This window comes from Pseudomonas iridis (assembly GCF_017980685.1).
In the GTDB taxonomy this organism is placed as follows: Bacteria; Pseudomonadota; Gammaproteobacteria; order Pseudomonadales; family Pseudomonadaceae; genus Aquipseudomonas; species Aquipseudomonas iridis.
In genome coordinates this window covers 417,646-429,243 of sequence record NZ_JACXXO010000002.1, presented here as the reverse complement: position 1 = coordinate 429,243, position 11,598 = coordinate 417,646, and the positions used below count along the sequence as shown (strand labels likewise).

The following is an 11,598-nucleotide window of genomic DNA, read 5'->3' as shown; positions in this document are numbered from 1 at the left end:
GCCGACGTGAAAAACCGAGTCGAACTCAGGTTTTGAACCGTATGGAGATCGGCTCCCTTTCCCCCTCGCCCCCTGGGGGGAGAGGGCTGGGGTGAGGGGGAAAGATCCAACGAACACAGCGAAGCACAAGCCGACCACAGACACAAAAAAGCCGCGATCATCTCGCGGCTTTTTTGTGAATCACTGCTTCGGCGCAGGGGCCGGTGCAGTGGCTGGTGGCGCGGTCGGCGCACTCCCCGGCTCAGCCGGTTTGGGCGCGGCGTCGTCGAACAGGTTCAGCCGTTCGCGCAGCTCGTGCGCGGGCACCGGTTGCTGATCCGCTGGCAAGGCGTTCGGGTCGACCGGGGTTTCCGGCGCGGCATCGTTCTGACCTTGTTCGCCCGGCTTCGCAGCGTCGGGGCCTTGCGCACCTTCGATGGCCGCCTGAGCCTTTTTGGTCAGCACCACGATGTCGATGCGACGATTGATCGGGTTGAACGGTTTTTCCTTGTCGAACAACGCCGACGAGGCGTAACCGACCACCCGCGCCACTTGCGTGTCCGGATAACTGCCCGCGATCAGCGCACGCCGTGCAGCGTTGGCTCGGTTGGCTGAAAGCTCCCAGTTGCCGTAGTCGCCGCTGCCGATATACGGCTTGGCGTCGGTGTGGCCGCTGATGCTGATCTTGTTCGGCACCGCTTTGATGGTGTCGGCCATGGCCAGCAGGATGTCTTCGAAATAAGGTTTCAGGCGCGCGGAACCCGAGTCGAACATCGGCCGGTTCTCGGCGTCCATGATCTGGATGCGCAAGCCGTTCGGCGTGATCTCGAAAAGGATCTGGTCCTTGAATTTTTGCAGTTGCGGGTTCTCGTCGACCTTGTTCTGCAACTCTTGCAGCAACAGTTCCAGGCGTTCCTTCTCGACCATTTCGGCCATGCCTTCGACTTGTTCGGTGTCGACGGTGACCTTGTCCGGTTGCGGCTGGGACTTCACCTCGGGGTTGAGGGTGTTTTCCGGCGCCAGCGTCGGCGTACCGCCCAGATCGATGATGTACGGCGTGCCGCTTTCGGAGAAGCCGACCGGATCCTTGAAGTAACCGGCGATGGCGATCTTCTGCTCCGGGGTTGCGGTAGACAGCAGCCACAACACCAGGAAGAACGCCATCATCGCCGTGGCGAAGTCGGCGAAGGCGATTTTCCACGCCCCGCCGTGATGCCCGCCGGCTATGCGCTTGACGCGCTTGATGATAATCGGCTGATTATTTTCCATGACTTAGCGACCGCGAACCGCTTGTTCGAGCTCGGCAAAGCTTGGACGGTGGGCCGGGTACAGAACCTTGCGACCGAACTCGACCGCCAGCGATGGCGGCATGCCGGAAGCCGAAGCCACCAGCGAGGCCTTGATGGCTTCGTAAACGTTCAGTTCTTCCTTGGCATCGTGGGCCAGGGAATGCGCCAACGGACCAAAGAAACCGTACGCCGCCAGAATACCGAAGAAGGTACCCACCAGTGCCGCACCGACGTGCAGGCCGATGGATTTCTGATCGCCGTCACCCAGGGAGGCCATGGTCACCACGATACCGAGTACCGCCGCAACGATACCGAAACCCGGCATGGCGTCGGCAATGCCGTTCACCGCGTGAGATGGGTGTTCAAGGTCTTCCTTCAGGCTGTACAACTCCATGTCGAACAGGCCTTCCAGCTCGTGCGGAGCCATGTTGCCGGAGGACATGATGCGCAGGTAGTCGCAGATAAACGCGGTCATGCGTTCATCTTTAAGCACCGCCGGGTACTTGGCGAAGATCGGGCTCGCGGCGGCATCTTCGATGTCGCCCTCGATGGCCATCATGCCTTCGCGGCGGCTCTTGTTGAGGATCTCGTAGATCAGCCCCAGCACTTCCAGATAGAACGTGTGGGTGAAACGCGAACTGAACATGCTCAGGGATTTTTTGAGCACGTGCATCGTCATATAGCTGGGGTTGGCCTGGAGGAAAGCGCCCAGTGCCGCACCGCCGATGATCAACACCTCGAAAGGCTGGATCAGGGCCGCGATCTTGCCGTGGGAAAGCACGTATCCGCCGAGCACGCTCGCGAATACGACGATGATGCCGATAATTTTAGCCATAGGTAGAAAGTACTTATTTAAGTCGGGTTCAAGGTCATATTCGGAAGTTAAAAAATCTCTTCTTCTACTTATCGGCAAAACTGCGCCAGACTATAGCCAGTTCAGGCGAAAAGCCAATTTAGCCCATGCCGGGCGCGTCTACAGTCAGTGAAGATCTTGTCCAGACATGGCTAATGAAACGAACGTCCCACACGCAAAACCGACCACCCTCGACGGCTGGGTCAAGCTGCTCGACAGCGTCCTGCTGCCCGTACCGCAGGAGGCGCACGACAAGGTCTGCCGCGCGATCCGCGACAATCGCAGCTCGCTTCGTGACATTGCCGACCTGATGCAGGACAGCCCGGCGCTGGCCTTGAGCATCATCCGTGAGGCCAATCGTCACACCCACGGCAACATGGCCACGCCGGCAGAAAATCTGGAAGTGGCGATCAATCGACTCGGCCTCACCCGCACCGAAGAATTGCTCTCGCGCCTGCCCGCCGTACCGCAGATGCAGATCCCCAAGGCCCTGCGCCAACTGCAAATGATCAGCCAGCACGCCACGCAACAGGCCAACGGTTTTTTTGCCAGTCGCCTGGCGCGGCTGTGGCAGGACATTCATTGGGGCAGTCTGCTGTTCCTTTCGCCGCTGTGGCCGCTGGCGCTGACTCATCCGCAATTGCTTGAAGAGTGGGAGCTGCGCGTTATCCACAAGGGCGAATCGGCGCGCACTGTCGAGAAGCAATTGTTTGGTGTGCGTCTGCTGAAAATCGCTGAAGCGTTGGTCGCTGCCTGGCATCTGCCGATCTGGGTGCAACAGGGCTATAAATTGTTGCTCAGCGAGCAACGCGAACTGGTCAAAGTGCTGCGCATCGCCCGCGACAGCGAGCATCCGCTGCGCCAGCAAAACCGTCTGGACGATGATCCGACTCTGCGCCGCTGGCTCAATCAGCCGGCCAATACCGTGTTGCTGGCCAACGGCCTGGCGCTGTCGGCGCAGCAGGCGTGGGACAGCCCGCACAGCGAGCGCTGGCAGTACCTGGCCAGCCTTTATCTGCAGATTTCGATGGACGAGGTGCAACAACAGCTGCACCAGCAAGCCGCCAACAGTGCGCGCCAGCATGCGATGCCTGACCTGTGGCACCCGGCGGTTTCGTTGCTGTGGCCGTGGGGCACGCGTCGCTTGCCCGCTGGCATGCTGCCTGCTGCGGCGCCCAGTTCCGATGATTTGACTCAGTGGCGCCGGCAATGCGCCGAACTGTTGGCCGAGCCGAGTCGTTTCACCAATGCCATGAGCCTGACCGTCGCCGCGCGCGATGCGCTGGTGGCCAGCGGCATGCGGCGGGTGATGATCCTGATGGCTGATCGCACGCAGTCCAACCTGCGCGTGCACCAAACCATTGGCCTGCCGAAAGAAGCTGGCGCGCTGAATTTTGTCGTCAGCCAGAGCAAAGTCCTGCAACGGTTGCTCGCGCAGCAGGCACAGGTGCGGATCAATCCAGAGAACAACGCGCAATTCTCCGCGCTGTTGCCGCCGGGCCTGCGCACGCTGTTTCGTGGCGAGCATCTGTTCCTGCGTTCACTGGTCAATAACGGCCGGGTAATCATGATTGTCGTCGCCGATCAGGGCGGCGGGCCGTTCGCCGACATCACCGTGCAAGCTTTTGGAAAAACCGCGCAGTGCATCGAAAAAGCGCTGCACAGCTTTAGCAGCCGTGGCCGATGAGGCTGCGCTACAATCCCCCCCTTTGTGCTCTGGAGACCTCACATGTCTGACTTCTCTGGCTTGCCGCTCGTTATCGAACCGAGCGACCTGCTCCCTCGTCTCGATGCCAGCGAACTCATCCTGGTGGACCTGACCAGTCCCGCCCGCTATGCCGAAGGTCATCTGCCCGGCGCACGCTTTGTCGATCCGAAACGCACCCAGCTCGGCCACCCGCCGGCGCCGGGGCTGCTGCCGGGGAAAGCCGATCTGGAAGCGCTGTTCGGTGAGCTGGGCCACCGCAAGGACGCGGTCTACGTGGTCTATGACGACGAGGGCGGTGGCTGGGCCGGGCGCTTCATCTGGATGCTCGACGTGATCGGACACGACAAGTACCACTATATTGATGGCGGACTGCCGGCTTGGCTGGCGGAAGGTTCGCCAATGTCGATCCAGGTGCCACCCGCCGTCGGTGGCCCGGTCGCACTGACCCTGCATGACGAACCGACCGCCACTCGCGAATACCTGCAAAGCCGCCTCGGCGCTGCCGATCTGGCGATCTGGGATGCACGCGGGCCGCTGGAGTATTCCGGCGAGAAGGTTTTGGCTGCCAAGGCAGGCCATATTCCCGGCGCGGTCAATTTCGAGTGGACTGCCGGCATGGACAAGGCGCGGCAGTTGCGCATTCGCACTGACATGCCGCAGATCCTCGAAGACCTGGGGATCACCAAGGACAAAGAAATCATTACCCACTGCCAGACCCATCACCGGTCGGGCTTCACCTATCTGGTGGCCAAGTCCCTCGGTTATCCGCGGGTCAAAGGCTACGCCGGTTCCTGGGGCGAATGGGGCAACCACCCTGACACGCCAGTCGAGATTTAAGGTTTTTAAGGACAACTAATGAAAGAGCGTCTGTTTATCCTCAGCCAATACCTGCTGCCTCATCACCTGCTGTCGCGCCTGGCCGGCTGCATTGCCGAGTGCCGCGTGCGCTGGTTCAAAAATGCTTTCACCACCTGGTTCGCCAAGCGCTATCAAGTCGATATGTCGCAGGCGCTGGTTGAAGACGTGACCGCTTACGAGCACTTCAACGCCTTCTTCACCCGTGCCCTGAAAGACGGCGCGCGGCCGCTGGATGAAACCCCGGGCGCGGTCCTCAGCCCGGCCGACGGTGCGGTCAGCCAACTCGGCCCGATCGAACACGGTCGCGTGTTCCAGGCCAAGGGCCACAGCTTCAGCGTGCTGGAACTGCTCGGCGGTGACGCGGCCAATGCCGCGCCGTTCATGGGCGGCGACTTCGCCACCATTTACCTGTCGCCGAAGGACTACCACCGCGTGCACATGCCGCTGGCCGGCACCCTGCGCGAAATGGTTTATATCCCCGGCCGGATCTTCTCGGTCAACCAGACCACCGCCGAAAACGTCCCGGAGCTGTTCGCCCGCAACGAGCGTGTGGCGTGCATTTTCGACACCGAGCGCGGGCCGATGGCCGTTGTGCTCGTGGGCGCGATGATCGTTGCTTCGATCGAAACCGTCTGGGCCGGTCTGGTCACGCCGCCGAAGCGCGAGCTGAAAACCTTCCGCTACGACGAAGCCGCCCGTGCGCCGATTCATCTGGAAAAAGGCGCAGAACTGGGTCGATTCAAGCTTGGTTCTACCGCGATCGTGCTGTTCGGCCCTGATCAAGTGAAGTGGACTGAAGCACTGGTTGCCGGTTCGCCAGTACAGATGGGCCAGGGTCTGGCACTGCCGAAAGCCTGATCCGACGAAACACGCCGATCCCCTGTAGGAGCTGCCGAAGGCTCGGGCCGCGTTCGGACGATCTTTTGATTTTGTTTTTACAAGCAAGATCAAAAGATCGCAGCCTTCAGCAGCTCCTACAGTTTGAAGGCCAGCACCTTCATTTGCTGCTATGGTTTTTGGCATGAGCCAGACCATTTCCCCCCAGCTACGCGCCACTACCCCGACGCAAACGCGCCTGTCGTTTTGCGAAGCCACTACGCGTGATCTCAAGCGCTGGATCGCTGGCCTGCCCAAGGCCAACATCGGCGAAACGGCCCGTCAGTTGTACCAAGGCCTCGGCGAACTCAACCAATTGCTGACCCCCAGCGACAATCGCCTGCAACTGCTGGAGCTGCTGCGGCCCGAGGTGTATTTCGTCTGCCAGCATCTGGAGCGGCACTTTCTGCATCAGGCGATCATGCTCGACGAGCGTTCACGCAAGGTCAGCAACCTGTGTCAGGCACTGCAAAGTCATCTGGCCATGGGCTACAAGCAGATCGTCCTGCGCATCGCGCCGAAATACAGCAAGGACCGTGCGGCATTGGTCAGCCTGGCCCTGCAACGGGCGACCCATTCACTCAAAGGACAACTGGTGCGCGCGACGCAGTTATACAGTTCGCCGCCGGAGCATCTGTGGTTCGAGCTGCATCAGCTGTATCGCACCGCGTGTGCGTTGCAGCTGCAACAACGGCGCGTACACGATGATCTCGCCAGCCTGACAACCGAACTGAGCGTCGAACAGACTTACATTGCCACTTTGCTATTGGGCAGTGCCCGCTGCAATCAACTGCGCCAGAACCAGATCGCGCGGCTCGCGGAAGTCCTGGAGTCGTGGAGCGCGCTGCTCAAGCTCCACCCCGGCAGCCCCGACGATGGCTTGTTTGCGGTCAGCGCAGAAATCGACGCCGGTCCGCGCTATCGCAATATGTTCCGCAGCGAGCAAAAGGCCGGACTGCTCGGCTTTGATCCTCAGCTATTGGTGAATGCCATCGAAGCGCAACTGCTGCGCCAGGACACCTCGACGCCGTTGCCCGTCCCGGCGGGGCTCAGTTTCGACACCCTGCAACATTTGCACGCGACCTGGGGTCAGTCGGCCGAGCGCAGTTTTCAGCGCACCGCGGGTCAGGGCAGCCTGACCGTCTGCGTCGGCATGAGCGCCCTGCACTTCTTCCTGGGTGGCGAGCGTACGTTCAGCGATCTGCTGAAACATCCTGGCACCCGTGCAGCAAACTTCAGCAGCGTCGTCGCCAAGGGTGAAAAGGACAGTTGGAGCCAAGCGTTCGACGCCGCGCCGCAGAGCAAGGCTGACGCGTTTTTACCCTACGAAGAAATCCAGTACGACCGTCTGCTCGAGGACGAGAACAGCACCGACAGCAAGACGCACTACCCGACTTATGCGTTGCCGGTGATCAATCACAGCCCCGGCGGGTATTGCCTGGGCTGGCCGCAAGAAGCGCCCGCCGAATTACAGGCCGGGGAAATGCTCGGGATTCAGGACAGCGTGAGTCTTGGCTGGAGTATTGCGGTGATTCGCTGGATTCGTCAGGTGCGCGGCAGCGGTACGCAGATGGGCATCGAACTGGTGGCGCCGCATGCCGAACCGTGCGGCCTGCAACTGGTGCGCTCGCGGGACGATCACAGCCAATACTTACGTGGATTGCTGTTGCCGCAGATCAGCGCGATCGATCTGCCTGCAACGTTGCTGGCACCACGCTTGCCGTTTCAGGAAGGCAGCAAAGTGCTGATCAACACCCATGGCGAGGAACACTGCGCCGGGCTGGACCGACGGGTGGCGAGTACGCACAGCTTCAATCAGTTTGCTTATCGCTCGCTGGAGCCTGCGCAAAATGGCGGGAGCGAGGAGGATTTTGATTCATTGTGGAAGTCGCTTTAGGTATTCGACGATAAATCGGCGGTGCAGCCTTCGCGAGCAGGCTCGCTCCCACAGGAAATTTGTGAACGACACAGATCCAATGTGGGAGCGAGCCTGCTCGCGAAGGGGCCCGCTCAGGTTATCGAGAACTCACAGCTGTCCGTCGCGATCGCGCAAGCCCAGCAGGTACAGGACACCGTCCAGCCCAAGCGTGGAGATCGCCTGTTTCGCCGACTGTTTGACCAGCGGCTTGGCGCGGAACGCCACACCCAACCCGGCAATTGCCAGCATCGGCAGATCATTCGCGCCGTCGCCGACCGCAATGGTCTGCTCCAGACGCAGACCTTCCTTATGCGCCAACTCTTTCAGCAGATCAGCCTTGCGCTGCGCATCGACAATCGGCTCGATCGCCACGCCGGTGCACTTGCCGTCGACCACTTCCAGTTCGTTGGCGAACACGTAATCAATGCCGAGTTTGGCCTGCAGTTGCTTGGCAAAGTAGGTGAAGCCGCCAGACAGGATGGCGGTCTTGTAGCCCAGACGCTTGAGTTCGGCGAACAGGGTTTCGGCACCTTCGGTCAGGCGCAGCGAAGCACCGATCGAATCGAGCACACTGACGTCGAGGCCTTTGAGCAAAGCCAGACGCTCCTTGAAACTGGCACGGAAATCCAGTTCGCCAGCCATCGCGCGCTCGGTGATCTGCGAAACCTGTTCGCCAACGCCGGCCGCCTTGGCCAGTTCGTCGATGACTTCGGCTTCGATCAGCGTCGAGTCCATGTCGAATACCGCCAGACGGCGGTTGCGACGGAACAGCGAATCTTCCTGGAAAGCGATGTCGACGTTCAATTCGTGCGCGACACTGAGAAACTCGGCACGCAACGCCTGCGGATCGGCCGCTTCGCCACGCACGGAGAACTCGATGCAGCCCTTTCCCTTGTCAGCCGGGGTGTCCAGCGGCATGCGACCCGACAGACGGTCAATGTGATCGATGTTCAGGCCGTATTTGGCCGTGATCGAACTGACAGCCTGCAATTGGCCGGCCGTCACTTTGCGGGTCAACAGGGTGACGATGTGGCGTTTCTTGCCCTGATTGCCCACCCATTGCTGGTAATCCTCTTCGGATACCGGAGTGAAGCGCACCTGCTGGTCGAGCTCGTAGCCCTTGAACAGGATGTCCTTGAGCACGGATTTGCCTTGCTCGGAGTCGGGAATTTCAACCAGGATGCCGAACGACAGGGTGTCGTGGATCACCGCCTGACCGATGTCGAGAATGTTCACGCCACCTTGGGCCAGAACACCCGTAATGGCCGCCGTCAGACCAGGACGGTCGACTCCCGTGATGTTAATCAGGACGATTTCGCGCAACGCGCACCCCCGCAACTGGAAAAAAACCGCATTCTACCCACTTTCAGTGACCATCGGGCACAGCGAGCGCTTTGCCGGTCTAGGGCCTGTCGCTATACTGCGCGTCAACTTCACGGACAAAAGAGCCGAGCTCAGTGAACCGGCCTACGCCAGTCAAAACCGATAACTTCTTCCTGCTGATCTTCCGTGCACTGCGCCACCGCCGTGTACCGATTGCATTGCGCATTGCCAGCCATAACGTGATCCTGGTCGCTCTGGCCCTGGTGATCTATGCCGGCGTGATGGGTTTGCAATTCAAGCAGGCCATGCACGAGCAGGCCGATGCGCTGGGCGAAAGCCTGACCACGCAGACCGCCACCTCCGCCACGGAGCTGTTGGTGTCCAACGACATCCTCAGCCTTAACGTGCTGCTCAATAACCTGACCAAGAACAAACTGGTGGCCCACGCGGCTATCTATAGCGTGGATAACCGCATCCTCGCCGAATCCGGCCAGCGCCCCAAGCACAGCCTGTTAGGCGAAGCCGAGGGCATGTACGAGAGCAAGATCACTTTCCAGGACGTGACGGCAGGGCAACTGCGCATCAGCCTGGATATGGATCAGTTCCAGCAGCCAATGACCATCAGCTTGCAGAGCATGGGCATTCTCAGTGCAATTCTGTTGGCGCTGTCGCTGGCCTTGAGCCTGCGCATGGGTCGTTATCTGTCCACACCGTTGCTGCAATTACGCGTCTGGCTACGCCGGATCGACGAGCACACTCCGGGCATAGAGCGCCAGGATGAAATTGGCGATCTGGCGCGGCAACTGCACGCCAATTACGCGCCGGAACCTGCGCCCGAGCCAGAGCCGGAACCTGAATTCGAGGACGAGGAAGACGAGCCGGAGTTCGAAGTACGCAACCTGCGCGACCCGAGCTTTGACGAAACCCGCCCGTTGGCCGCGCAGAAACCTGCTCCGCGCCATGTGGTCAGCACCGTCGAAGACGATGATGACGATGACGCGTTCGCCGACCTGCGCGACGAGTCTTTGACTGCCGTCGCGCAACCGGCCGTGCGCAAAGCAACGCCGAACGTACCGCAACACACGGCAGTGCTGGCGGTGCAATTGGGCTCGCAAGAGCAACTGCGCCGTTTGCCTCGGGCACGTCTGGAAGAATTGCAGGCGCGCTACCGCGACTGTCTGGATCAAGCCGCTTCGTTGTACCAGGGCGAAATCGAAACCCTGAACGACGGCAGCACGCTGATGCTGTTCCACACCGAAGACAGCGGCGACGACTACCTGACCAACGCGATTTGCTGCGGCGAGTTGCTGCGCGCACTGGGTCATCAGTTGCAAATCGAAGTCGCCGACAGCGGCATCACGCTGCAATTGCAGCTGGGCCTGACCCTTGGCGATGAGTTGTTCGGTTTGAGTCAGATCGATCTGCTGCTGACTGATTCGGCGCAGGATGCCCTGGCCCTGTCGCAACACAGCCGCAACCTGCTGCTGGTCGAGCGCAAGATCAGTGATGACGCGCTGATCCGTCAGCGTGCGCGGATCCGGCCGATAGCCAGCCCTGAGGGCGCTTGCTGTGTCGAGCGGTTGATGGAGCCTTATCCATCGATGCTGGAGCGGCAACTGGCGCGGATGCATGAGCGTCGCGCTTAAGCCCTGGCCCTGATACGCAAAAGCCCGTAGACGAGTGATTGTCTGCGGGCTTTTTGTTGCCCTATAAAAGCCCCTCACCCTAACCCTCTCCCAGAGGGAGAGGGGACTGATTGGGGGATGCTCGACATAACCACCGACCTGAACGTACCGCACCGAATCCACTATCGACCCTGACTTCGCTTGTCAGATCAATAATCGGCGGGGTCTTTCAGGTCGACGCATGGCGAAAGACACCTCGGTCAGTCCCCTCTCCCTCCGGGAGAGGGTTAGGGTGAGGGGCTTTTGATCTTCTACAGAACCCCAGACACAACAAAGCCCGCACAAGGGCGGGCTTTGTCTTGACTCGATCCAGCCTTAGAAGCGAAACACTTCCATGTCTGTACGAATCGGCGATGCCATCGGGATCTTCGGCTGCTTCTCGGCTTCGTCCGCCCGCGCTGCCGGTTTCTGCGCCGCTTTACGCGGTACGTCTGCCACAGGAGGCTGATTGGCCAATGGCTTGAGCGCTACCGACAGTTGCTCGGCCAGACGTTGCAACAGAATGCCTTGCGCCTTTACCTGCGACGCCGTGCTGCCCGCATGCAACTCTTGCAGATGAACGATGCGGTTATCGCGCACCTTGCCGCGACGGTCGATCAAGCGCCATTGCGCATCGAGAATCGCCGGTTGTTTCGCACCGGAGTCCAGACGCGTGATGGTCAGCAACACCTGCACGTCCGGGGTGAACCCGCCAGTGGCCGGTGCCAGCACGACACGCTGGCTGTCCAGATGACCGGCAACCTGACGCATCAGCAACTGATCAATATCCGACGAAAGGCTGCCAGCCCAACGACCGTCGGTCGCTGCTTGCAGACTGCCATCCGGTTGACGTTGCAGCAGGGTTTCACGTTGCAGGTAATCAGCTACGACTACCGGGCCCAACAAAACCGCCATGCCCGAGCTTTGCGCAGGCTGAACCGGACTTCCGCTGTCCAGTTGATAGAGCGACACCGGCTGGTGAACGCTGCAACCCGCCAGGCCAAGAACGCCGGCGAGTAACAAAATAATTGGAAGGCGCAGCGCAGTCATCATCCCGTCCAGGTGGCCGCCACAAAGCTGACCACAGTGAAAATACTCAATAAATATGAAGAACGCTCGGCCACGCCGGC

At 60.5% G+C, this 11,598-nt stretch carries 9 protein-coding genes; 5 read left to right on the top strand and 4 right to left on the bottom strand.

Features of this window, described 5'->3' with window-relative positions; genetic code table 11:
• Positions 1–180 precede the first annotated feature (180 nt).
• Positions 181–1,248, bottom strand: a complete 1,068-nt coding sequence (gene motB / locus IEQ42_RS06830) for a flagellar motor protein MotB (RefSeq protein ID WP_210702999.1) — start codon at positions 1,246–1,248, stop codon at positions 181–183.
• Between the two features lie 3 nt (positions 1,249–1,251).
• Entirely contained in the window at positions 1,252–2,103 is an 852-nt protein-coding gene (gene motA, locus IEQ42_RS06825) for a flagellar motor stator protein MotA (protein WP_042557368.1), read from the bottom strand.
• A 166-nt stretch (positions 2,104–2,269) separates the two neighbouring features.
• Here motA and IEQ42_RS06820 point away from each other — a divergent pair, with 166 nt between their 5' ends.
• The 4 genes from IEQ42_RS06820 (at position 2,270) to IEQ42_RS06805 (ending at position 7,460) form a co-directional block, all read left to right on the top strand.
• Positions 2,270–3,808: an HDOD domain-containing protein gene (locus IEQ42_RS06820; RefSeq protein WP_210702998.1), complete on the top strand. Its 1,539-nt coding sequence runs from the start codon at positions 2,270–2,272 to the stop codon at positions 3,806–3,808.
• Positions 3,809–3,850: 42 nt separating this feature from the next.
• Positions 3,851–4,666, top strand: coding sequence for a rhodanese-like domain-containing protein (gene rhdA / locus IEQ42_RS06815; protein WP_210702997.1), 816 nt, complete (start codon positions 3,851–3,853; stop codon positions 4,664–4,666).
• Positions 4,667–4,684: 18 nt separating this feature from the next.
• Positions 4,685–5,545 (top strand): archaetidylserine decarboxylase, encoded by an 861-nt coding sequence (gene asd, locus IEQ42_RS06810; RefSeq protein ID WP_210702996.1) that lies wholly within the window; start codon positions 4,685–4,687, stop codon positions 5,543–5,545.
• A 163-nt stretch (positions 5,546–5,708) separates the two neighbouring features.
• A complete protein-coding gene (locus tag IEQ42_RS06805; protein ID WP_210702995.1) occupies positions 5,709–7,460 on the top strand; it encodes a molecular chaperone in 1,752 nt (583 codons plus the stop codon).
• 129 nt (positions 7,461–7,589) lie between these two features.
• Here the strand turns inward: IEQ42_RS06805 and serB are convergent, their stop codons facing one another.
• Positions 7,590–8,804: a phosphoserine phosphatase SerB gene (gene serB, locus IEQ42_RS06800; protein WP_150594019.1), complete on the bottom strand. Its 1,215-nt coding sequence runs from the start codon at positions 8,802–8,804 to the stop codon at positions 7,590–7,592.
• A 134-nt stretch (positions 8,805–8,938) separates the two neighbouring features.
• Here serB and IEQ42_RS06795 point away from each other — a divergent pair, with 134 nt between their 5' ends.
• Positions 8,939–10,450 carry an AhpA/YtjB family protein gene (locus IEQ42_RS06795; protein ID WP_210702994.1) on the top strand — a complete coding sequence of 504 codons (1,512 nt, stop codon included), beginning with the start codon at positions 8,939–8,941 and terminating at the stop codon, positions 10,448–10,450.
• A 354-nt stretch (positions 10,451–10,804) separates the two neighbouring features.
• Here the strand turns inward: IEQ42_RS06795 and IEQ42_RS06790 are convergent, their stop codons facing one another.
• Positions 10,805–11,518, bottom strand: a complete 714-nt coding sequence (locus IEQ42_RS06790; protein WP_210702993.1) for a PqiC family protein — start codon at positions 11,516–11,518, stop codon at positions 10,805–10,807.
• Between the last annotated feature and the right edge of the window lie 80 nt (positions 11,519–11,598).